The sequence below is a fragment of the Streptomyces sp. NPDC054757 genome, from assembly GCF_053612185.1.
This window is the reverse complement of the sequence record NZ_JBSHBW010000006.1, coordinates 223,913-244,863: the sequence shown is the minus strand read 5'-3', so window position 1 is coordinate 244,863 and position 20,951 is coordinate 223,913. Positions and strand designations below refer to the sequence as shown.

Here is a 20,951-nt window from a genome sequence, read left to right as displayed (position 1 = left end):
CTCAGGCGTGGCGGCCGATCGTCAGCTCGGCCGCGTCGCCCGCCCCGGTGAACTCCCGGACCAGCCAGGCGCGGCCGCCGACGATGGTGCCGGCCCCCGTGGTGTAGGCCGGGACGGCCAGTACGGGGCCGGCCGGGTCCCCGGTGCGCAGCTCCGCTTCGGTGGTCACCCCGTCGGAGAACCGCAGGACCAGGTCGAGCGGGACCGGACCGGCGGCGAACCCGCCCGGATCGGGCAGCCCCTGGATACGGCAGCGGGCCCCCGGAAACAGATGCGTGTGACCGCAGACGGCCAGGAAGGTGTCCGCGCCGGCCGGTCCGGTGGAGGGCGGAGGCATGAGGGGCTCCTGTATGCGGTGGTGGCAGGCCGTCAGCTGGTGAAGCCCGCGTGGACGTGGTCGTGGTGGGTGGCATCCGAGAAGAACTGGTTCGCGGTGGCTCCGCCCCCGAGCCGGACGGGCCCGCCGACGTTGTACGAGCCGGCCGCCGCCGCGTCCCGCATGAAGGACTCGATCAGCGAGCGGGGTGTCGAAGCGGCGACGACGGGGCGGCCGTTGATCCGCCACACGTCGAAGGCGCGGCCGAGCGGGTGGTCGCTCGGCCGGTGGGTGCCGAAGACGTCCAGCGGGTGCCCGGACCGTACGACGCTCACATCGATGCGGTAGCTGCCCGCCAGCCGGAGCATCGCCTTCAGCGCACTGGTGTGCACGCGGCCGCTGCGGACATCGGCGGCGGAGGCCGGCGGCAGGCTGATACGGCGGTCGGCGAGGACCCTGCGGGCCGTGTCGGACAGGGACCGCGACGGCGGACCGGGAGCAGCCGGGTGGAGGGCCGTCACCGACCAGCGCGGGCGCGCCCGGCTCAGCCGTACGTCCACCGTCGTACCGCCGCCGGTCACCGGGCCGCCACCGGACCGGGACCACTGCCGGCACACGACCAGGACGCTCGCGGAGTCGGTCAGGATGCCGCCGTACTGCGCGTCGACGACCTGGAGGACTGCCTCGTCGGCGCCGGAGAGCAGGGGCCCGGCCTGATCGGCCAGCGCACCGGGCAGACCGAGCGCGGTCACCCTGGCCCGCGCCTTGGCCACGCTCCCGCCGCCTGCCTGCCAGGTGCCGAGCGCCTCGATGAGCTGTGCGGCACGCAGCTTCACACCGGGATCGACGTCCGCCGCGTTCGGCCGCCAGGCCGTCGTGTGCGGCAGCCCGGCCACCGGTGCAGTGGCGCCCGCCGATGACGAACCGGATGCGGTGGGCGCCGAGAGCCGCGGGTGGCGGGACGTACGGGAGGCCGTGTCCGAGCATCCGGATGCGGCGGTGAGCGCGAGCGCCGCCGCGCTCAGCAGGACCGAGCGGCGGCCGGCGCCCGCCGGGCCGTGCGCGGTGTCCAGATCCAGGTCCGGGTCCGGGGGCATCTGCGGCTCCTGTCTCTGTACGGTGCCGGACGTGCGGGCCGGCCAGGCCAGTCTGTCGCCGCGCCCGCGGTTCGGCCTGTCGACAGCGCGGCGGGAAGATCGCGCCTCCACTCCCCGGTGAGAGACCGCGGAGGGGGAGCGGCGTCCGTCCCTGCCTGAGAGCCGTGGCCGAAAGTTCCCTCTGCTTCACCTCCGCGTGTCCGCGGCCGGACACCCACCCGCGCGGACGGCCGGGTCACTCGATCGGCGGGGCCGTTGCCGGTGTCGTGGCCGGGCGCCGCTCACGCCTCTGAACTGCGACGACAAGCGGGATGGCAGGGGAAACGGCCGGGCGGGCCGCTGGGCCTGATGGGTGGTCAGGGAGCTGTGCGGCGATGGCTGCGCTGTGATCGGGTCTGTGAGTGCGGACCCGATCGTCTGCGGTGCACAGGTGCTGCATCCGTACTCGCGGAAGGTTGGATCATGGGTTCTATACATGCGCTTCTGGGTACGGCCGCTCTCGGTGCGGCAGTCGTACTGACCGCACCCACGGCCCACGCCGCGGTGTCCCAGGCCCCGCAGACCAGTGCGGCCTGCTCGAAAGCCACCTCGGACGCCCAGAAGGCCGAGGCGGAGTACCAGGCCGCGCTCAAGGACTACAAGGACCAGACAGCCGGCGGCGGGCACCCGGGCAAGGCCGAGCAGGACAACCTCGACAAGCTCCGGTCGAACGCCAACGCGCTGGCATCGGACGCCGCCCGTATCTGCCCCGACGCCAAGATGCCGTCGGGCACCATGCACACCGGGAGCGGCAGCACCAGCCAGGGCGTCAACAGCAAGGACATCGTCCTGGGCGCCGGTCTGCTCGCCGCTGTCGGGGCCGGTTCGCTGCTGCTGCGCCGCCGCGGCGACCGCCAGACCTGACCAGGGTCCGTCCGCCGGACACAGCCGTGCCCTCGTGTGCCCCGGGCGCTGTCCCGGGGCACACGAGGCGCCCGCCCGCCCCGGCCCGTATGTCAGGCAGGCAACACCGTGGACCGACATGTCCCCGCAGGCGTACGCCCCCCACCCACGGAGACCACCGGCACCGTGCGCCGAGGCGCGGTCGCGATGCTGGTCACCCTCGCGGTCTGTCTTGCGGTCGCGCTGATCAGCAACGGTGTACTGGCCCAGGGACCGCCGCCGCAGCCTGGAGCCGCCCAGGGGTTCCCGGCCCACGGCCGCGCGTCCGCCGCCGACGGAGCCGCCACACCGCCGGTCGCGCCGCTGCCGCCGTCCGTACCCGAACGCGTACGGATTCCCGCCCTGGGGGTCGACGCCCCGCTGATGGCGCTGCGCCTGGAGGCGGGCGGCCGTCTGGCGGCCCCGCCGGACAACGCGCGCAACCTGGCCGGCTGGTACCAGGACGGCGCCAGCCCCGGCTCCATGGGCACGGCCGTCATCGCCGGCCATGTGGACGACGAGCACGGCCCGGCCGTCTTCTACGGTCTGGGGTCGCTGAAGAAGGGCAACACCGTCCGGGTGGAGCGCGCCGACGGGGCGACCGCCGTCTTCACCATCGACGCTGTCGAGGCCTACACGGCGCAGGAGTTCCCCAACCGGAAGGTCTACGGCACTGCCGCACGGCCGGAACTGCGCCTCATCACCTGCGGCGGCGGGTTCGACAGGAAGAGCGGGCACTATCTCGGCAATGTCGTCGCCTACGCCCATCTCACCGGGGAGGGCTGAGGGCAGACGGGCCGTCAGGACCGACCGGTCCGGGGGACCCGTGAACCCGGCGAGGAGTACGGGGGAGTGCCGAGTCCGGCGAGTTCGGCCAGGCGGCCCGCCGTCCGACGCACCCCGGTCCATGGAGCCGCGGGTGGGCAAGAACCGTAGGCCATGTCCGCGGCGGTGCGGATCCCGGCGCCCAGCAGGTCACCGGCACCGCGGGGGAAGACATAGTGGTGGTCGGCCGTGGTGGTGACCCCGGACAAGGCCAGAGCGGCCAGGGAGCCCTGCGCCGCGGCATGCACCATCGGTTCGTCGATCCGAGCCAGACGGGATAGAGGCCGACCAGCCAGCTGAAGAGGTCGCAGTCCTGGGCGAGACCGCGGGTGATCCACTGGTAGAAGTGGTGGTGTGTGTTGACCAGCCCGGGAGTCAGCAGCTGCCCGTCGCCGTCGACCCGCCGGGCCACTCCGGTCAGATCCGCGGGCGCGGGGCCCGGCCCCGCCGACTCGATGCGGTGACCGGCGACGACGACGTGGCCGGATGCGTACTCGGTGCCGCTCGCGTCCATGGTGGCGACGGCGCAGTTCTCGATGACAAGTCGGGTGTCCGGCAAGGCCGTTTCTCTCCTCGGCGGTGCGGCCGCGGTGGTGCCGGCTGTGTCTCAGGTGTCAGAGGGCGTGGCGGTGGCCGGTGCCGCTTTGCCGCGTCGCCGGGTGTGGTGGAAGAGCAGATTCAGTGCGAAGGCGCAGAGCGCGGTGCAGGTGATGGCGCTGCCGAAGACGGTGCGCGCCCCGGCCGGCAGCCGGTCGTAGATGTGCGGTGCGGTCACCGGGACCATTCCGGCGACCAGGGAGACGGCGACGATCAGCAGGTTCGATGTGCCGTCGAAGTCGATCTGGCGCAGGATGCGGATGCCTCATCGAGGATCTGCAGCCCCGGCACCCGGTCGGCCCAGAGCACGGTGACGATGCCGTAGTCGGTGTGCGCCCCCATGCCCATCCGGCCCCGGTCGACAGGCGTCTCCCCGCCGGGCACCGGTCGGTCTTGGCCGAACCTACCGGGATGCGTCCCCGCATCGGCGGGATTCGGTACGGACGCCGTAACGGAGTCCGTCGGCCAGCAGGGCGATCATGCGCTGGGTGTGACCGTCGTTGTCCTCCCCGGCGGGCAGTGCCAGATTGCCGATGGCGCGCAGCAGGTCCAGGGGGTCGGCGTCGGGGCGGATTTCGCCGGCCTGCGCTGCGCTGTCCAGGAGCGCTCCGAGCGCGGGCTCGAAACGCCGCTGGAAGTAGGACGGCAGGCTGTCGTAGGCGGGGTCTCCCGAGTGCAGGGCCGCGCTCAGACCGCGCTTGGTGGCGATGAAACCCGCGAAGCGCTGCAGCCACCGGGTGAGGGCCTCGACCGGCCGGTGCTCGGCGGCGAGTGCGGGCGCGGCGGCGGCGCAGGCGTCGACCTCCTTGCGGAAGACCGCGGCGATGAGGTCCGAGCGCTGCGGGAAGTGCCGGTAGAGGGTGCCCGCGCCGACCCCCGCCCGTGCGGTGATCTGCCGGACCGGGGCGTCCACGCCTGACGCGGAGAACACCTCGGCTGCCGCGGTGAGCAGGGCGTCGATGCTGCGCTGCGCATCCGCGCGTACCGGCTGGCGGGGCTGTTTCCCGGTCGTCTGGCCGTCATTCATGGATGCTCCTTTTGCCAACCGGAACAACGTTCCGTATCGTAGGTATGGAACGTTGTTCCGCTTATCTCAGCGTAGCGCGCTGCGGCGGACGTCCCCACCCCGGAGGAGCAACCATGAAGTACCGCACACTGGGCCGGACCGGTATCAAGGTCAGCCCGTACTGCCTCGGCGCGATGATGTTCGGAGCCATGGGCAACCCCGACCACGACGACTCCGTCCGCATCATCCACAAGGCACTCGACGCGGGGATCAACTTCGTCGACACCGCCGACGCCTACTCGCGCGGTGAGTCCGAGGAGATCGTCGGCAAGGCGCTCAAGGGCCGCCGTGACGATGTCGTACTGGCCACCAAGGCCCATCTCCCGATGGGGGACGACCCCAACCAGCAGGGCAACTCACGCCGCTGGCTGGTGCGCGCGCTCGACGACTCGCTGCGCCGGCTGGGGACCGACCACGTCGACCTGTTCCAGGTCCACCGGCCGGCGCCGGACACCGACGTCGAGGAGACCCTCTCGGCCCTCACCGATCTGGTCCGCGCGGGCAAGGTCCGCGCCATCGGCGCCTCCACCTTCCCCGCGTCGGACATCGTCGAGGCCCAGTGGGTCGCCGAGCGGCGCGGCCTGGAGCGGTTCCGCACCGAGCAGCCGCCGTACTCGATCCTCAACCGGGGCATCGAACGTGAGGTCCTGCCGGTCTGCGAGCGTTACGGAATGGGCGCCCTGGTCTGGAGCCCCCTCTCCGGCGGCATGCTCACCGGCCGCTACCGCAAGGGCGTACAGGCCGACACCCACCGGGCAGGTTTCGGATTCAAGCACCTCGTCGACGAGCGGCGGCTCGACGCGGTCGAGCAGCTCATCCCGCTCGCCGACGAGGCCGGGATGGAGCTGACCCATCTGGCGATGGCCTTCGCGATCTCCCACCCCGGTGTCACCTCCGCGATCATCGGCCCGCGCACCATGAACCACCTGGACGATCTGCTCGCGGGCGCGGAGACCGCCCTGAGCGACGACGTCCTGGACCGGATCGACGCCATCGTGCCCCCGGGCACCGACGTCGGAGCGCTGGACATGATCTACAACCCGCCGGCCATCGAGCAGGTCACCCTGCGCCGCCGCCCGGCCGACGGGCGTTCCGCCGCGTGACCCACCCGCCGGGGCCCCGGAGGAGAGAGCCGTCAGCGGGCGGGTCCACGCCGGGGCCGTGGGCGGGCAGTCTCCGGCAGCGGGCCCGGGGCCGGGCGGCGAGTGGTGTACGGCCCGGCCCCGGTGACCGGTCAGGCGCCCCCGGCGGTCAGTTCGGCGCGCACCTCACGGGCGGCGGCGACCAGGTGCTCCAGCGACTCCCGGGTCTCGGGCCAGCCGCGGGTCTTCAGGCCGCAGTCCGGGTTCACCCACAGCCGCTCGGCGGGAATGGCCTCAAGCCCCTTGCGCAGAAGGGCCGCGGCCTCCTGCGCGCTCGGTACCCGCGGCGAGTGGATGTCGTACACACCGGGCCCCGCCTCACGCGGGTAGCCGTGCCCGGCCAGTTCGCGGGCGACCTGCATATGGGAGCGGGCCGCCTCCAGGCTGATGACATCGGCGTCGAGGTCGTCGATGGCCTGGACGATGTCGCCGAACTCGGCGTAGCACATATGCGTGTGGATCTGGGTGGCCGGCTGTACTCCGCTCGTCGTGAGGCGGAAGGACTCGGTGGCCCAGTCCAGATACGCGGCGCGGTCGGCTGAGCGCAGCGGCAGCGTTTCGCGCAGGGCCGGTTCATCGACCTGGATGACCGGAGTACCCGCGCTCTCCAGGTCGCCGACCTCGTCCCGCAGGGCCAGGGCGACCTGCCGGGCGGTGTCGCCGAGCGGCTGGTCGTCGCGGACGAAGGACCAGGCGAGCATGGTGACCGGGCCGGTGAGCATGCCCTTGACCGGGCGGCCGGTCAGGGACTGGGCGTACGTCGTCCAGCGCACCGTCATCGGCTCCGGACGTGAGATGTCGCCGGCCAGGATCGGCGGGCGGACATAGCGGGTCCCGTAGGACTGCACCCACCCCTGCTGGGTGGCGAGATAGCCGGTGAGCTGCTCGGCGAAGTACTGCACCATGTCGTTGCGCTCGGGCTCGCCGTGCACCAGGACATCCAGCCCCGCCGTCTCCTGGAAGGCGATCACCTGCTGGATCTCGTCCCTGACGCGCTCCTCGTACCCCGCGGTGCCGATGCGCCGGGCCCGCAGGTCGGCGCGGGCCGCCCGCAATCCGGTGGTCTGCGGGAACGAGCCGATCGTGGTGGTCGGCAGGAGCGGCAGCCCGAGGCGGGCGCGCTGGGCGGCGGCCCGCTCGGTGTACGGCTGGGAGCGGTGCGTATCCGCGTCCGTGACCGCGGCGGCCCTGGCCCGTACGGCGGGGTCACGGGTGATCGCCGACCCCGCCCGGGAGGCCAGATCGGCCCGGTTGGCGGCCAGTTCGGCCGCGATGGCGCCGGTACCCCCGGCAAGTCCCCTGGCGAGGGTCGCGATCTCCGTGGTCTTCTGCCGGGCGAAGGCGAGCCAGCGCAGGATCTGCGGGTCGATGTCCCGTTCGGCGGTCGCGTCGAGCGGCACATGCAGGAGCGAGCAGGAGGCGGCGACGTCGACCCGGTCCGCCAGGCCGAGCAGGGTGCCAAGGGTGGCCAGTGACTTCTCCAGGTCGTTGACCCAGACGTTGCGCCCGTCGACCACACCGGCGACCAGGCGCTTGCCGGGCAGCCCGCCGACGGCGGCCAGCGCGTCCACATTGGCCGCGGCGGTGCCGGTGAAATCGAGCGCCAGGCCCTCCACCGGAGCCTTCGCCAGGACGGGCAGCGCGTCACCGAGCCGGTCGAAGTAGGAGGCGACCAGCAGCTTCGGGCGGTCGCCGAGCGAACCGAGCATCCGGTAGGCGCGTGCGGTGGCGTTCAGTTCGGCGGGGGTGCGGTCCTGGACGAGGGCCGGCTCGTCCAGCTGGACCCACTCCGCGCCCGCCGCCCGCAGATCGGCCAGCACCTCGGCGTAGACGGGCAGCAGCCGGTCGAGCAGCGTCAGCGGTTCGAAGTCCGCCGCGACGCCCGGGGCGGGCTTGGCCAGCAGCAGATAGGTGACCGGGCCGACGAGGACGGGGCGGGCGGTGAGCCCGCCGGCGGTCGCCTCCCGGAACTCCCCGGTCTGCTGGGTGGAGTCGGCGGTGAACACCGTGTCCGGGCCCAGTTCGGGCACCAGATAGTGGTAGTTGGTGTCGAACCACTTGGTCATCTCCAGGGGCGCGACCTCCTGAGTGCCGCGTGCCATCGCGAAGTAGCCGTCGAGTGCGTCGGCCTCGACGGCCTTGCGGTGCCGCTCGGGGATCGCGCCGACCATGACGCTGGTGTCCAGTACGTGGTCGTAGTACGAGAAGTCACCGGTGGGCACCTCATGGATGCCGGACTCCGCCAGGCGCTGCCAGTTCGACCGGCGCAGATCTGCGGCGGTCTCCCGGAGGCCGTCGGCGTCGACGCGGCCCTTCCAGTAACCCTCGACGGCCTTCTTCAGTTCCCGGTTCGGGCCCTGGCGGGGGTAGCCGTACACGGTGGCCCGTGCTGCCGCGGCTTCGGGCTTCGCTGTCACGGAAATCTCCTTCGCGAGATGACTCCTTGAGATCCCGGAGACGGGACGGGAGCGCGAAGGGATGACGGACCGTAGGGCCTCGCACGTGCCATGAGGCACGGCTGTCCCGCCGGTATGCGCGCCGACCCGCCCACGAGGTCACCGGGATGTCCGTACGCGAACGGTCGCGCACGGGCAACGGGCAGGTCTTCGGACTCGCGGGCACGGTCACCCTCCAAGGGGCGTCCACCTACTGGCCGTCGCTTCCCAGACCCGGCCGGGCCCAGTGCGTATGACGGCGGTCGTTCCCACTCACCGCTGCGGGGCAGTCCCGGATTTCCACCGGGTTCCCTCTTACGACGCATCCCGCCTGGCGGACGGGGCGAACCAGTTGCACCAGCCAGCCTAGGCGGAGACTCCCCGGCGCGGGGGCATCTGCCCACATCGCGGACGGTGATGTGGGACACCGGGCGGTCCTGACGGCCGCCCGGCGCCCCGCCGCTCCCGTCCGGCGGCTACCTCTTCACCCCGAGTCCCGCCCAGATCGGGGCCGAGGCGGCATCGGGTCCGGCCTCCGGGTGTCCGATCTCGGGTACGACGGTCGCGGGCCGCCACAGATGGGGCGCGACCAGACCGGGCTCGATCAGCTCCGTGCCGTCGAAAAAGCGCAGTGTCTCGTCCCGGGTGAGCGGCCGCAGCGCCGTGCCCTCGGCCGCGAAATCGTCCTGCAGCGTGGCGGAGCCACCCGCGAGCTCCCGGGCGAACACCGATATCACCAGACAGCTGCCGGCGGGCAGCGCGTCCATCAGGCGCCGGACGACGGCGTGCGGCTGGTCCTTCGGGTCGATCCAGTGCAGCAGCAGCCCCATCGTCAGGGCCACCGGCTGCCCGAGGTCGAGGGTGTCGCGCAGTTCCGCGGACCCGAGAATGCTGTCCGGATCGGTGAAGTCCGCCGGGATGTACGCGGTGCGCCCGGCCGGGCTGCTGACGTGCAGGGCCCGGGAGTGGGCGAGGACGATCGGATCGTTGTCCGCGTACACGACGCGCGATTCCGGCGCCGTCTCCTGCGCGACCTCGTGCAGATTGGGCGACGTCGGTATGCCCGTGCCGATGTCCAGGAACTGCCGGATGCCCGCCTCGCCCGCCAGATACCGCACAGCACGCAGTACGAACTCCCGGTTGATCCGGGCGGCCAGCTGCACCGACGGCATCTTCTCGGCCACCGTGGCGGCCATGGCACGGTCGGCGGGATAGTTCGTCTTGCCGCCCAGGAACACATCGTAGATACGGGCGGGATGGGCCCTGTCCGTACGCAGGTCGATCGGCGCCCGGTCGTTCGCAGGGCTCATCCACTCGTCCGGTGACGACAACGGATCTCTCCTCTGTTGCTCAACGCTTGGGGTCGATAGTGAACTTGATCCACGGCCATGTCCAACACAGGGTGCGCAGCCCGGGGGTGGTGCTCGCACCACCCCCGGTTCGGGCCCCAGCACTCCTGTGCCGCGGTGCTTTCCGGCGCACGCTGTTCCCTGTCGGCGACGGAAGGTCCGCCGGCGGAGGGTCCGGCAGACCACTGCCGGGCCCGGCCACGAAACGGGGAGGGCCTGATGGCCAGTCACACACGGCGGAGGATTCTGCAGGGGGCGGCGCTCGCGGCGGCGGGGAGCGTGGTCGGGGGCCTGGGGCTCGGCCCCTGCGCCTCCTCGGCGTCGGCCGCGGTCGCCGCCGGGGGAGAGGGCGCGCAGACGTTCCCCTTCCTGGAGGGCGCGTTCGCGCCGGTCACCGAGGAACTGACCGCGTTCGGCCTGAAGGTCACCGGGCGGGTGCCGCGCGACCTGGACGGCCGCTTCCTGCGTACCGGCCCGAATGCCCTCGGTATCGAGGACCCGCGGGCGCACCACTGGATGCTGGGGGACGGCATGGTCCACGGGGTGCGGCTGCGCGACGGGCGGGCCGAGTGGTACCGCAACCGCTGGGTGCGCTCGTCGCAGGTGGCGAAGAAACTGGGCGAGCCTTACCGGGGCGAGGTCCCGCCCGACGACTTCGCGGCCAACACGCATGTGATCCCGTACAAGGGGCGCATCCTGGCGCTCCAGGAGAGCGGCCCCCTGCCGTACGAGCTGGACGGCGAGCTGAACACCCTGCGTCCGTACGACTTCCGCTCCACACTGGAGGGCGCGTTCACCGCGCACACGAAGTACGACGCCGCCGCGGACGAGCTGCACGCCGTGGCGTACTACCCGACCTGGGACCATGTCCGCCACCTCATGATCGACCGGACCGGCCGGGTGGCACGGTCCACCAGGATCCCGGTGGCGGACGCGCCGATGATGCACGACTTCGCGCTCACCCGGAAGTACGTGGTGCTCGTGGACGTACCCGTCACCTTCGACATGGCGGCGGCCGGAGCGGGCGCGGCGGTGCCCTACGTCTGGAACGACAGGCACCCGATGCGGGTCGGTGTGATGCCGCGGACCGGCGGCGCCGCCCGGTGGTTCGATATCGACCCGTCGTACTACGCGCACACACTGAACGCTTACGACCAGGGCGACACCGTGGTGGTGGAGTTCACCTCCATGCCCGCCCCGTTCTACGCGGCGGGCCGGGGCAACGGCGGGCCCTCCACGACCGGTACGCCCACGCTCAACCGGTGGACGATCGACCTGGGCGCGGGCCGTATCACCGCCACCCGGCTCGACGACCGTGCGCAGGAGTTCCCCCGGATCAACGAATCGCTGGTGTCGCGCCGGCACCGCTACGGGTACACGGCGAGCGCGGCCGAGATGTGGGTCGCGTACGAGACGGTCGACGGGGTGGCGCCGGACGACACGTTCACCAACTGCGTCATCAAGCACGACATGCTGCGCGGCAGCTCCCAGGGGCACCGCTTCGCGAAGGGAGCGGCGGCCGGCGAGCCGGTCTTCGTGCCGCGCCGGGGTGCACGGGACGAGGACGACGGGTACCTCGTGACCTATGTGAACGACCCGGAGCGCGGGGCCACCGACCTGGTGATCCTCTCGGCGCAGGACGTCACGGGCCACCCGCTGGCCCGCGTCCATCTCCCGGGAAGGGTGCCGCTGGGCTTCCACGGCAGCTGGGTGGCGGACGCGTGACGGTCGGCAGCCGGGCCACAACCCCGGCGGATCAGGTGTCGCCGAACCGCAACTCCGCGACCGTGGCGAGGAAGTTGCGCACCGAAGGGGCGTCCTGCCGGTCCGAGCGGCAGACCGCGGAGACCGTGGAGTACGCAGGGGGGTCCGTCAACGGCACGTACCGCAGGGCCGGGAGACACAGGACGCGCAGGCAGTCGGGGACGATGGTGACGCCCGTGTTGGCGGCGACCAGCCCGAGCAGGGTGGGGAACTGCACGGCCTCCTGGGCCGCTTCGAGCCGCAGCCCGGCCTGGTGGCACAGCGCCGCGATGTGGTCGTAGAGCCGTGACACCTGGTGCCGGGGGAAGGTGAGGAAGCGTTCGCCCGCGAGGTCGGCCAGCTCCACCGCGCTCCGGCCCGCCAGCCGGTGCGACTCGTGTACGGCGACGACGAGGCGCTCACGGTGGATGCGCCGGACGACCAGCCCGGTCGCCGCGTCCACCTCACGGGCGATCCCGACATCGAGACGGCCCTCGCTGATCGACTCCAGCTGGGCGTCGGTCGTGGCTTCGGCCAGTTCGAGGTGGAGGGCAGGCCAGGACTGCTGCATGGCCAGCACGCTGCGCGGCACGATGCTCAGCGCGGCCGAGCTGACGAAGCCGATGCGCAGCAGGCCGATGTCGCCGTGCGCGGCGTGCCCGACGGCGGACAGTGCGTGATCGGCCTCGGCCAGCACCCGCCGCCCCTGGGTCAGCAGCACGCGCCCTGCCTCGGTCAGCTCGACGCTGCGTGTCGTACGCCGGAACAGCGGGGTCTGCAACTCCTTCTCGAACTTGCTGATCTGCTGGCTCAGCGCGGGCTGGGCGATATGCAGCCGCTCGGCGGCACGGCGGAAGTTCATCTCGGTTGCGACGGCGATGAAATACCGGAGTTGACGGAGCTCCATGCCATTGATACTTGCAGCTTATTAATCCCATGACAATAGATACTTCTCACGTGTCCGACGACTGCTTAACGTGTGACGGGAAGCCGCAGTCGAACACCGAGGAGCTCCGCCGTGCCGGACATTCCGAACGCCCCTGACCAGCCGACGAAGCTCCGGCACCTCATCGCGGGGGAGTGGGTGGACGGGGAAGGGGCCGAGGCCCGCAGCCTCGACCCCGCCCACCCGGACCGGGCCGTCGCCGTGTACCGGACAGCCGGTAAGACGCTCCTCGACGACGCGGTGGCCGCCGCACGGACCGCACAGCCGGGCTGGTCCGCGCAGGGCCTGATCCAGCGCGGTCTGGTCCTGCGCCGGGCGGCCGGGCTGCTCGCGGACCGGGCCGAGGAGATCGCGCTGCTGATGACGCGGGAGGAGGGCAAGACCCTCCCGGAGTCCCGTGCCGAGGTCGGCGCATCGGTGGAGACCCTGCACTACCACGCCTCCCGGGCCCGCGCCGCCGACGGAGCCACCTATCCGTCCGGCCACCCCGACGAGGTCATCCGTACGCTCAGGCGCCCGCTCGGGACCGTCGCGGCGATCACTCCGTGGAACTTCCCGCTGCAGATCCCCGCCTGGAAGATCGCCCCCGCCCTGCTGTGGGGCAACGCGGTCATCTGGAAGCCCGCCAGTGACACCGTCGCCGTGGCCGAGGCCTTCGCCCGGGTACTGGCGGACGCGGGCGTACCGGCAGGCGTGCTCAACCTCCTCCTCGCGCCCGGCAGCGTCGGCGCCGCCCTGGTGGAGCGCGAGGAGATCGCGGGGGTGACCTTCACCGGCTCGGTCGAGGTCGGCCGCTCCATCCAGGCCGCCGCGGTACCGCGCGGGGCCAAGGTCCAGATGGAACTCGGCGGGCACAACGCCGCCATCGTGCTGCCCGACGCCGATCCGGCCGTGGCCGCCGCCGACCTGGTGGCCGGCGCGATGGGGAGCACCGGCCAGAAGTGCACCGGGACCCGCCGGATCATCGCCGTGGGAGAGGCGTACGACACCCTCCTGCCGGAACTCAGGCAACGCGTCGAGGCCCTGGTCGTCGGCGACGGACTGGACGACGGTGTGACCATCGGCCCCCTCGTCTCCGCGAGGGCACGTCAGGAGGTCGAAGCCGCGGTCGAGCAGGCCCTGTCGGAGGGCGCCGAGGTACTGGCGCGCGCCGCCGCCGGCCCCGCAGCGGACGGAAGCTGCTACTTCGCCCCCACCCTGCTCGGCGGCCACCCCGGCCTGACGATCTGCCAGGAGGAGGTGTTCGGCCCGGTCACCACCCTGGTGCGCGCGGCCGACCTGGACGAGGCGATCCGGATCGCGAACGGGACCCGCTTCGGCCTCACCGCAGCGGTGTTCACCTGCGACGAACGGGCCGTACGACGCTGTGTCGAAGAGCTCGACGCCGGGCTGGTCAAGGCGAACGCGCCCACCACGGGATCGGAGCTGCACGCGCCGTTCGGCGGACTGAAGGACTCCTCCTTCCCGGCGCCGCGCGAGCAGAACGGCGACAGCGGCGCGGAGTTCTTCACCTGGTCCAAGACGGCGTACCTGCGCACCGGGACCCCCGCGCGGAGCCGGTCGTGACCGGCGGACCGGCTGCGGGTACGGCGGTGCGCCCGACCGGTCGGCCTACCGGGCGTCCGACCGAACTGCTGTGCAGGGCCCAGGAGTTCGCACGCCCGGCGGACCAGGTGCTCGATCCGGAGGACCTGGGGTCCGCCCGTCACACCCGGCACAGTTTCGCCCGCTCCTTCCTCCGCGCCGCCGCCGCACAGCGCTGGACCGTGACCCGCGAGACCTGGGACATCGACGGACAGGGGAGAGGCGAGGCCGTCTACCGGATCGACGCCGACGGCCATGAGCTGAGGTTCGTCGCCTTCTCCACCGTCCTGGCCGACGGGCAGCGTACGGACAGGGTCGTCGCCGAGGCATGGGACATCACCGCCGCCCTGGTCGAGGGCGAATGGAACGAGACCCGCCGCTCCGCACTGCGAAGCCAGGTGCCGGGGCAGGAGACGGGCCGCGCCGACGCGGCGACCCTGGTGTGGACACGGGCCAACCGCAGCAGGCGGTTCTTCGACTACGTGGTGGACCGGCTCGCCGGGGGACAGCAGCCCGACCCGGCCGACCTGGGCGACGCCGCCTACGTCCTGCGCAGCACGGCCTTCTACAGCAACGGCAAGTTCGGACTGGCCGACTTCGGCAGGCTCCGCCCCGGCCACCCGCTGCGGCTGCCCTACCGCTCGCAGATGCTGACCGCCTGGCTGCTGCGCGAGCTCAGCTACGACCTGGTCGAACACTGCGCCGCAGCGAAGAGCCCGAACGCCGCGACGCTGGACGGGGAATGGCGGCGCTTCCTCGGACTCGGCAACGCCACCGGGCTCGGCATGGTCCCCTATGTGATCAACCACCCCCAGGTGCTGGACGCCTGGTGTGCGGTGCGCGAACTGCCCCTCGCGTACGCCCTCCAGCAGACCACGTCACCGCAGGACGCCCGCACGCTCCGGGTCCGCCGGCTGCTGGACCGGGCACGCGAGTACTACCGGGAACGCGACACCCTGGCCACCGCGCCCTATCTGCCCGGCCCCGAACTGGCCGGACAGCTCGACAAGGTGGCCGACCTGCTCGACGGATACCTCACCACCGGCCGCATCCTGGGCAGGCGGACCGACCGCGCCTGGTACGACCTGCACACGGCGGCCGGGGAGATCGGCCTTGAGGCACGCGGAGTCGTCGACTCGCTGCTCGTCGAGGTCCACGACGAACTCGACGCGGACATCGACGCCCTGCTGCACTGCGACCAGACCCTCCAGGTGGCACCCGCGCAGACCTGCGGTGAACTCCGCTCCGATGTACTCGACCGCTATGGCTGGGTGCGCCGTTTCGACTTCGGGGACCCGGTCCAACAGGCGCACTTCTGGTTCTCCTCACAGGACAACGAGGAACCCCGGCGCGGCCGGCGCGGCACCGACCCCGGCGAGGAGGTGGAGCACCCGGTCGACATCGCCCGCGCGGTGACCGCAATGCTCAGCGATCTGGAGAGCGCGGACGAGGGCCGGCCCGTCGCCGAATTCCTGCTCGCACACCCCTGGCACCGCGGCGCGGCGGCCCGGGTCCAGTCGCTGGCGGGCCACCCCTACGCGGAGGTGCGGGCCAACCTGCTCGCGGAGGACTTCCTCCCCCTGCACCTGCAGCGATTCCAGCTGGCCCTGTACGGCATGGACAACTACAGCCCCCAGTCGACGGACTGGCTCCGGGTCACGCTGTTCTCCGGCGCCCCCCGGGCCTCCGACATCGCGGCCGGGACCGAGCACGACTGGTTCTTCGCCCGCAAACCCCGAAAGGACGCACGGTGAGTTCGCTCGCGCATGAGGACCTGGTCGTCGTGGACGGCCTGGAGATCAACAACTGGGACCGGAAGGTGCTCGAAGAGCTCCGTACCGGCGGTGTCACCGGTGTGAACGCCACCTGCGCCGTGTGGGAGGGGCCGAGCGAGACCATGCGCGCGGTCGGCGACTGGTACCAGCTGGCCCGGGACAACGACGACATCGTCGTACTCACCGAGACGGCGGAACAGATACGTGCGGCGAAGGCCGCCGGCCGGGTGGCGGTGCTGCTGGGCTTCCAGAACACCTCCCCCTTCGCCGACGACTACCGGCTCGTGGAGGTGTTCCACCGGCTCGGGGTGCGCGTCGCGCAGCTCACGTACAACATCCAGAACCTGGTCGGCGGCGCCTGCTACGACGAGCACGACTCGGGGCTTACGGCCTTCGGCCGCCACATCGTGGACGAGATGAACCGGGTCGGCATGCTCATCGACCTCTCCCACGTGGGCAACCGGACCTCGCGGGACGCCATCGAGGCGTCCGAGGGGCCGGTGGCGATCACCCACTCCAACCCGACCTGGTTCTTCGACCACCCCAGGAACAAGCCCGCCGACGTCATCAAGGCTCTCGCCGACCGGGGCGGGGTGATCGGATGCTGTCTGTACCCCAACGTCCTGGGCGGCGAGCTGACCACCCGTGACCAGTTCTGCTCGATGGTCGCCCGGCTGGTCGACGAGATCGGTCCGGACCATGTGGCGATCGGCAGCGACTGTACGCGTAACTGGTCCCAGGACTTCGTCGCCTGGCTGCGCAACGGGCGCTGGCGGCCCCCGTCGGCCAACCCCGTCGAACCGGAATGGCCCGCGTGGCCGCAGTGGTTCGGCGGCCCCGAGGACTTCCCCGCGGTCACCGACGGGCTGCTCTCCGCCGGTCTGGACGCCACCACCGTCACCAAGGTGATGGGGGAGAACTGGCTCCGCCTCTTCACGGAGGTCTTCGACCCCACGGAGTCACGATGACCGGGCGGCCCACCGGCGCGGACACCGGCACCCGCACGGGCACGTACACCCGCACGGACACGGACACGCACCGTGCCGTCCGGTCGGCCGACGACGGCTTCCGGGTCGCGGTACGGGAGATCCGCGAGGCCGCCTTCCGCGCCCTCGTGGCCGCCGGAGCCTCCAGCGGGGAAGCCGCGACGGCGGCAGAGCTCGTGGTGCTCGGCGAGGTCCTGGACGGGACGGGCGTCCGCGCACTGGCCGAGGAGCTGGACCGTGTCCCGAGGGGCCGGCACCCGGTCGCGTGTTCCGGCGACACCCTTCTCGTACTCCACGATCCGGCCGGGCGCGGCCCCTTGCTCCTCGGCCCTCCGGCAGCGGATCTCGCAGCGGCGCGCTCGCGTCCTGTGCTGCTGCCCGGAGCGTGGACGCCCTCGGTGGAGTGGATCCTCGTCAGCGCGGCGGCCCGTACCTCGGCCCCGCTCCTGGCCACGCGGGTACGGGCGGACGGCTCACCCGGAGCCTGCGTGCTGGCCACCCCCGACGGCACCCTGTACCGGTCGGCGTCCTCGGCCGTCTTCGACGGGCAGCCCGCCGGCCGGGCCGCGGACGCACCCGGTCTCCCCGGCACCGGCCGCGTGGGCGCGGGCACCCTGCTGACCCCCTGGAACCGGCCCGGACAGAGTCCGGACCTGCCACCGGCCCGCACCCCGGCACAGCACCACGAACGCTTCACCACAGCCCTGACGCACGGCCTGCGGGTCGCCCCAGGACCGTGGGAGACCATCCACGGCGCCGCCCGCCGCTACCTGGTTCCCGAACACCCCTGAACCCCCGCCCCCGCAGCACCGCACCGCAGAGGATGACCGACGATGGCGACTCTCGTCCCCCACCCCGACGGCCGGCCCCGGCCCTACTCCGCCGCAGCCGTCCACAACGGCACTGTCTGGGCCTGCGGCCAGGTCCCCGTCACCGCAGACGGCGGCACTCCGCACGACATCGGCGCCCAGGTACGGCTGGCCCTGGACAACCTGGAGACCGTACTGACAGCAGCAGGCGCCGGCCTGGGCACACTGCTCAAGCTGACGGTGTACCTGGCCGACCTCGCCGAGTTCGACCCGTACAACGCCGCCTACCTCGAACGCCTGGCGGACGTTCCGCTGCCGCCCCGCACCACGGTGCAGGTCGCCGCCTTCCGCGGCGCCAAGCGGATCGAGATCGACGCGGTGGCGGCCCTCTTCCCCGGCCCGTAACGGCCGCGGCGTACGGACACACCCCGCATTTCCCCCGCTCCGCAGACCGGGGCGCATCCGGTCACTCACTCCCCGCGCCACGCGGTCCCCCCGCCGCCCTGGCACCTCCAGCTCTCGCCTCGCGCAGAGACGCTTCCCGCGCTTCTGAACCCTTGATGGGACGGACCCGATGGACGTCGACACATCCGCCTCAGCCGGCCACCGCACCGGCTCCTCGCTCGACACCGCTCAGCTCAACAAGTTCCACATCAAGCTCTCGCTGGTCTCCTCCGGAGGACCGTTCCTCGACGGCTACATCCTCGGCATCATCGGCATCGCCATGGTCCAGATACAGGACCAGTGGAAGATGAGCATCCTCTGGTCCGGGCTGATCGGGGCGTCCGCGCTGATCGGCGTCTTCGTCGGCGGCGCGGTGTTCGGAGCGGTGACCGACCGCATAGGCCGCAAGCTGATGTTCATGATCGATCTGATCGCGATCATCGTCTGCTCGATCCTGCAGTTCTTCGTCACCGACGTGATCGAACTCTTTGTGCTCCGGCTGCTCATCGGCATCGCCGTCGGCGCGGACTACCCCATCGCCACTTCCCTCGTGACCGAGTTCGCCCCCAAGGCATGGCGGGCGAAGCTCCTCGGCGGTCTGAACGCCATGTGGTTCGTGGGCGCGACAGTCGCCGCGTTCGTCGGGTACCTCCTGCTGCGCTCGCCGGACGGCTGGAAGTGGATGCTGGCCTCGTCGGCGGTCCCCGCTGCGGTCATCGTCTGCGCGCGGGCGCGTATCCCGGAGTCCCCGCGCTGGCTGCACAGCAAGGGGCGTACCCAGGAGGCGGTCGACGTCCTCCGGGAGACCGTCGCCGAGAATGCCACGCTCGCGGACCTGCCCGAGGAGGAGGGCGCCGTCCCGATGCGCGCCCTGCTGACCGGCGGCTACCTCAGGCGCGTCGTCTTCATCTCGGTGTTCTGGACCTGCACCATCGTCACCCTCTTCGCCATCTACGCCTTCGGGCCCCAGGTCCTCGCCCTGTTCAACCTGGACGGCGGCACCGACGAGGCGAATCTGGGCTATGGCCTGATCAACCTGTTCTTCCTCATCGGCAATGTGGTGGCCCTCCTCCTCGTCGACCGGCTGGGCCGCCGTCCTGTCCTCATCGGAGGGTTCGCGGTCTCCGCACTCGGTCTGCTCTACCTCGCGGTCGAGCCGGACTCCGGCCTGTGGATGGTCGCCATCGCCTTCGCGGTGTACGCGGTCTTCAACGGAGGGCCGTCGATCCTCGAATGGATCTACCCGAACGAACTCTTCCCCACCGAGGTCCGCGCCACCGCGGTCGGGCTGTGTACGGGAATCAGCCGGATCGGCTCCGCGGTCGGCACCTTCGCGACTCCGTGGTCCCTGGCCTCGCTGGGTCTGAGCGCCACGATGTACATCGCGGCGGGTATCGCCCTCGTCGGTGCGCTCGTCAGCTTCTTCATGGCGCCCGAGACCAAGAACACGGACCTGCATGTGACGTCAGCTCTGACCGCCCGGCCCTGACCGCCCGGTCCTGACCCCGCCGCCCCGCCCGCCGGTTCGGTCTCCCCGGAGGGCGGGCCCGGCTACGTCGCCCGCCACCCCGTCCAGCGCGTGACGCCGACCTCCACGACCTCACCGGCCGGTGGCCGCCCCGCGTACTGCCGGGGGTACTTCTCCATGAGCAGCGCCACATGGCGCGCCGCGTCGGCGGACTGGCCGGCGGGCGGCAGTACCCGGGCCTGCCCGTCCGCGCGCGCCCACCACAGCTGGTCCCAGTCCTCCCGGTAGCAGTCGGTGAGCAGACAGACTCCGGGGCTGGTACGGATGTTGGCCAGCCGTTTGAGGCGGGACGAACGCTTCGGTTTGTGGTCGACGGCCATGACCAGCGTCTCGCCCGTCACCGCGAAGACCACCGGCACCAGATGCGGTCGGCCCGCGGCGTCGGTGGTCGCCAGCCGGGCGACCCTCGACGCCGCGAACCGCTCACGCGCCTCCGATGCGGACAGGCGGGGCATCAGCGGAAGCGCGCCGCGACACCGGCGAGCCGGTCGAGCTGTGCCAGGGCGTCGGCCTCCGGATCGGACGGCAGCGAGAAGAGGACCCGCTCCACATCGAGTTCCGCGTATCCCTCGATCGCTTCTGGGGTGTCGGGTACCGCGTACACGGTCACCGGCACATCGCGGCCCGCCGCGGCGCGGACCTCCTCGATCTGGGGCCGCAGTTGCGCGGGCGGAACGCTGTTGGCGAGCCAGGCGTCACCGAGTGCCGCGACCCGGGGGAAGGCACCCCTGCCACCGCCGACGTAGATCGGCGGGTACGGCCGCTGCACCGGCTTCGGCCAGGAGTAGACGGGGTCGAAGTCGACGAACTCGCCGTGGAACTCGGCCTTCTCCCTGGTCCACAGCTCGATGATCGCCCGCAGCCGCTCGTCGACGAGTCGGCCCCGGGTGGCGGCGTCGGTGCCGTGGTTGGCCATCTCCTCACGGTTCCAGCCGACTCCGACACCGAAGACGGCCCGGCCCCCGGAGATCAGGTCGAGCGAAGCGATCCCCTTCGCGGTGTGGATCGGGTCGCGCTGCGGGACCAGGGCGATGCCGGTGCCCACCAGGAGACGTTCGGTGACGGTGGCGACGGCGCTCAGCGCCACGAATGGGTCGAGGGTGCGGTAGTAGATGTCGGGCAGGTCGCCCCCGCCGGGGTACGGCGAGCGGCGGTCCACCGGGATGTGGCTGTGCTCGGCGATGAAGAGCGAGTCGAAGCCGCGCTCCTCAATGGCCCGCCCGAGGGGTGCGGGCCGGATGCTCAGGTCGGTGATGAACGTGGAGATCCCGAACTTCATACGGCTCCTTCGTCGCTGGTTTCCCGCCGGGCCCTGGCTCACCGGTCCGGCCGCGCGCCCGCGGGCGGCCCGTCCCACGGGCCGCCGTCCATTGTCGGCCGGTGAACGA

General features: G+C 71.8%; 20 protein-coding genes, 1 pseudogene and 1 riboswitch. Of the genes and pseudogenes, 10 read left to right on the top strand and 11 right to left on the bottom strand.

Features of this window, described 5'->3' with window-relative positions; all coding sequences use genetic code 11:
* Position 1: 1 nt before the first annotated feature.
* Both ACWGKJ_RS11390 and ACWGKJ_RS11385 read right to left on the bottom strand, forming a co-directional pair.
* On the bottom strand, positions 2–337 hold the full coding sequence (locus ACWGKJ_RS11390) for a hypothetical protein (protein WP_385025510.1): 336 nt from the start codon (positions 335–337) through the stop codon (positions 2–4).
* Positions 338–369: 32 nt separating this feature from the next.
* Entirely contained in the window at positions 370–1,413 is a 1,044-nt protein-coding gene (locus ACWGKJ_RS11385) for a hypothetical protein (RefSeq protein WP_385025513.1), read from the bottom strand.
* 462 nt (positions 1,414–1,875) lie between these two features.
* On the opposite strand from ACWGKJ_RS11385, the gene ACWGKJ_RS11380 reads away from it, so the two are divergent.
* Together ACWGKJ_RS11380 and ACWGKJ_RS11375 are read left to right on the top strand one after the other, a co-directional pair.
* Complete coding sequence (locus ACWGKJ_RS11380) at positions 1,876–2,316, top strand: hypothetical protein (RefSeq protein ID WP_385025515.1); 441 nt, start codon at positions 1,876–1,878, stop codon at positions 2,314–2,316.
* A 108-nt stretch (positions 2,317–2,424) separates the two neighbouring features.
* Positions 2,425–3,120, top strand: coding sequence for a class F sortase (locus ACWGKJ_RS11375; RefSeq protein WP_385025518.1), 696 nt, complete (start codon positions 2,425–2,427; stop codon positions 3,118–3,120).
* A gap of 90 nt (positions 3,121–3,210) precedes the next feature.
* Here ACWGKJ_RS11375 and ACWGKJ_RS11370 read toward each other — a convergent pair.
* The 4 genes and pseudogenes from ACWGKJ_RS11370 to ACWGKJ_RS11355 form a co-directional block, all read right to left on the bottom strand.
* Positions 3,211–3,673 (bottom strand): annotated as a pseudogene (locus ACWGKJ_RS11370) (amidohydrolase family protein); the annotation flags it as partial.
* 93 nt (positions 3,674–3,766) lie between these two features.
* Positions 3,767–3,934 (bottom strand): hypothetical protein, encoded by a 168-nt coding sequence (locus ACWGKJ_RS11365; RefSeq protein WP_385025521.1) that lies wholly within the window; start codon positions 3,932–3,934, stop codon positions 3,767–3,769.
* Between the two features lie 35 nt (positions 3,935–3,969).
* Positions 3,970–4,140: a 2OG-Fe(II) oxygenase family protein gene (locus tag ACWGKJ_RS11360; protein ID WP_385025524.1), complete on the bottom strand. Its 171-nt coding sequence runs from the start codon at positions 4,138–4,140 to the stop codon at positions 3,970–3,972.
* A 19-nt stretch (positions 4,141–4,159) separates the two neighbouring features.
* Entirely contained in the window at positions 4,160–4,783 is a 624-nt protein-coding gene (locus tag ACWGKJ_RS11355) for a TetR/AcrR family transcriptional regulator (RefSeq protein ID WP_385025527.1), read from the bottom strand.
* Between the two features lie 113 nt (positions 4,784–4,896).
* On the opposite strand from ACWGKJ_RS11355, the gene ACWGKJ_RS11350 reads away from it, so the two are divergent.
* Positions 4,897–5,925: an aldo/keto reductase gene (locus ACWGKJ_RS11350; RefSeq protein WP_385025530.1), complete on the top strand. Its 1,029-nt coding sequence runs from the start codon at positions 4,897–4,899 to the stop codon at positions 5,923–5,925.
* Positions 5,926–6,056: 131 nt separating this feature from the next.
* On the opposite strand, the gene metE is transcribed toward ACWGKJ_RS11350, so the two are convergent.
* Entirely contained in the window at positions 6,057–8,381 is a 2,325-nt protein-coding gene (metE, locus tag ACWGKJ_RS11345; RefSeq protein WP_385025533.1) for a 5-methyltetrahydropteroyltriglutamate--homocysteine S-methyltransferase, read from the bottom strand.
* 163 nt (positions 8,382–8,544) lie between these two features.
* Positions 8,545–8,767, bottom strand: a riboswitch (cobalamin riboswitch).
* Between the two features lie 108 nt (positions 8,768–8,875).
* A complete protein-coding gene (locus ACWGKJ_RS11340) occupies positions 8,876–9,709 on the bottom strand; it encodes an SAM-dependent methyltransferase (RefSeq protein WP_385025536.1) in 834 nt (277 codons plus the stop codon).
* A gap of 258 nt (positions 9,710–9,967) precedes the next feature.
* Between ACWGKJ_RS11340 and ACWGKJ_RS11335 the strand changes: the two genes are divergently transcribed.
* On the top strand, positions 9,968–11,473 hold the full coding sequence (locus ACWGKJ_RS11335) for a carotenoid oxygenase family protein (protein ID WP_385025539.1): 1,506 nt from the start codon (positions 9,968–9,970) through the stop codon (positions 11,471–11,473).
* A 31-nt stretch (positions 11,474–11,504) separates the two neighbouring features.
* Here the strand turns inward: ACWGKJ_RS11335 and ACWGKJ_RS11330 are convergent, their stop codons facing one another.
* On the bottom strand, positions 11,505–12,398 hold the full coding sequence (locus ACWGKJ_RS11330) for a LysR family transcriptional regulator (RefSeq protein ID WP_385025542.1): 894 nt from the start codon (positions 12,396–12,398) through the stop codon (positions 11,505–11,507).
* A 111-nt stretch (positions 12,399–12,509) separates the two neighbouring features.
* Here ACWGKJ_RS11330 and ACWGKJ_RS11325 point away from each other — a divergent pair, with 111 nt between their 5' ends.
* The 6 genes from ACWGKJ_RS11325 to ACWGKJ_RS11300 all read left to right on the top strand — a co-directional run bounded on the left by ACWGKJ_RS11325 (position 12,510) and on the right by ACWGKJ_RS11300 (position 19,524).
* The gene (locus tag ACWGKJ_RS11325) at positions 12,510–14,003 is read left to right on the top strand and encodes an aldehyde dehydrogenase family protein (protein ID WP_385025545.1); all 1,494 of its coding nucleotides are present in this window, start codon (positions 12,510–12,512) and stop codon (positions 14,001–14,003) included.
* Positions 14,000–15,775 (top strand): hypothetical protein, encoded by a 1,776-nt coding sequence (locus tag ACWGKJ_RS11320; protein WP_385025548.1) that lies wholly within the window; start codon positions 14,000–14,002, stop codon positions 15,773–15,775. The genes ACWGKJ_RS11325 and ACWGKJ_RS11320 overlap by 4 nt, the downstream gene beginning before the upstream one ends.
* Entirely contained in the window at positions 15,772–16,764 is a 993-nt protein-coding gene (locus ACWGKJ_RS11315) for a membrane dipeptidase (RefSeq protein WP_385025551.1), read from the top strand. Before ACWGKJ_RS11320 ends, ACWGKJ_RS11315 begins: the two co-directional genes overlap by 4 nt.
* Positions 16,761–17,573: a hypothetical protein gene (locus ACWGKJ_RS11310; RefSeq protein ID WP_385025554.1), complete on the top strand. Its 813-nt coding sequence runs from the start codon at positions 16,761–16,763 to the stop codon at positions 17,571–17,573. The genes ACWGKJ_RS11315 and ACWGKJ_RS11310 overlap by 4 nt, the downstream gene beginning before the upstream one ends.
* Positions 17,574–17,615: 42 nt before the next feature.
* A complete protein-coding gene (locus tag ACWGKJ_RS11305; RefSeq protein ID WP_385025557.1) occupies positions 17,616–17,996 on the top strand; it encodes a RidA family protein in 381 nt (126 codons plus the stop codon).
* A gap of 169 nt (positions 17,997–18,165) precedes the next feature.
* Positions 18,166–19,524 carry an MFS transporter gene (locus tag ACWGKJ_RS11300; RefSeq protein WP_385025560.1) on the top strand — a complete coding sequence of 453 codons (1,359 nt, stop codon included), beginning with the start codon at positions 18,166–18,168 and terminating at the stop codon, positions 19,522–19,524.
* 62 nt (positions 19,525–19,586) lie between these two features.
* On the opposite strand, the gene ACWGKJ_RS11295 is transcribed toward ACWGKJ_RS11300, so the two are convergent.
* Both ACWGKJ_RS11295 and ACWGKJ_RS11290 read right to left on the bottom strand, forming a co-directional pair.
* The gene (locus tag ACWGKJ_RS11295; protein ID WP_385025563.1) at positions 19,587–20,018 is read right to left on the bottom strand and encodes a TIGR03668 family PPOX class F420-dependent oxidoreductase; all 432 of its coding nucleotides are present in this window, start codon (positions 20,016–20,018) and stop codon (positions 19,587–19,589) included.
* The gene (locus tag ACWGKJ_RS11290) at positions 20,018–20,842 is read right to left on the bottom strand and encodes an LLM class F420-dependent oxidoreductase (protein ID WP_385025566.1); all 825 of its coding nucleotides are present in this window, start codon (positions 20,840–20,842) and stop codon (positions 20,018–20,020) included. The genes ACWGKJ_RS11295 and ACWGKJ_RS11290 overlap by 1 nt, the downstream gene beginning before the upstream one ends.
* Positions 20,843–20,951 lie beyond the last annotated feature (109 nt).

Coding starts and splice junctions, on each gene's coding strand:
- ACWGKJ_RS11390 (WP_385025510.1), bottom strand. CDS start 337: ATGCCTCCGCCCTCCACCGGACCGGCCGGCGCGGACACCTTCCTGGCC.
- ACWGKJ_RS11385 (WP_385025513.1), bottom strand. CDS start 1,413: ATGCCCCCGGACCCGGACCTGGATCTGGACACCGCGCACGGCCCGGCG.
- ACWGKJ_RS11380 (WP_385025515.1), top strand. CDS start 1,876: ATGGGTTCTATACATGCGCTTCTGGGTACGGCCGCTCTCGGTGCGGCA.
- ACWGKJ_RS11355 (WP_385025527.1), bottom strand. CDS start 4,783: ATGAATGACGGCCAGACGACCGGGAAACAGCCCCGCCAGCCGGTACGC.
- ACWGKJ_RS11350 (WP_385025530.1), top strand. CDS start 4,897: ATGAAGTACCGCACACTGGGCCGGACCGGTATCAAGGTCAGCCCGTAC.
- ACWGKJ_RS11340 (WP_385025536.1), bottom strand. CDS start 9,709: ATGAGCCCTGCGAACGACCGGGCGCCGATCGACCTGCGTACGGACAGG.
- ACWGKJ_RS11335 (WP_385025539.1), top strand. CDS start 9,968: ATGGCCAGTCACACACGGCGGAGGATTCTGCAGGGGGCGGCGCTCGCG.
- ACWGKJ_RS11330 (WP_385025542.1), bottom strand. CDS start 12,398: ATGGAGCTCCGTCAACTCCGGTATTTCATCGCCGTCGCAACCGAGATG.
- ACWGKJ_RS11310 (WP_385025554.1), top strand. CDS start 16,761: ATGACCGGGCGGCCCACCGGCGCGGACACCGGCACCCGCACGGGCACG.
- ACWGKJ_RS11305 (WP_385025557.1), top strand. CDS start 17,616: ATGGCGACTCTCGTCCCCCACCCCGACGGCCGGCCCCGGCCCTACTCC.
- ACWGKJ_RS11300 (WP_385025560.1), top strand. CDS start 18,166: ATGGACGTCGACACATCCGCCTCAGCCGGCCACCGCACCGGCTCCTCG.
- ACWGKJ_RS11295 (WP_385025563.1), bottom strand. CDS start 20,018: ATGCCCCGCCTGTCCGCATCGGAGGCGCGTGAGCGGTTCGCGGCGTCG.
- ACWGKJ_RS11290 (WP_385025566.1), bottom strand. CDS start 20,842: ATGAAGTTCGGGATCTCCACGTTCATCACCGACCTGAGCATCCGGCCC.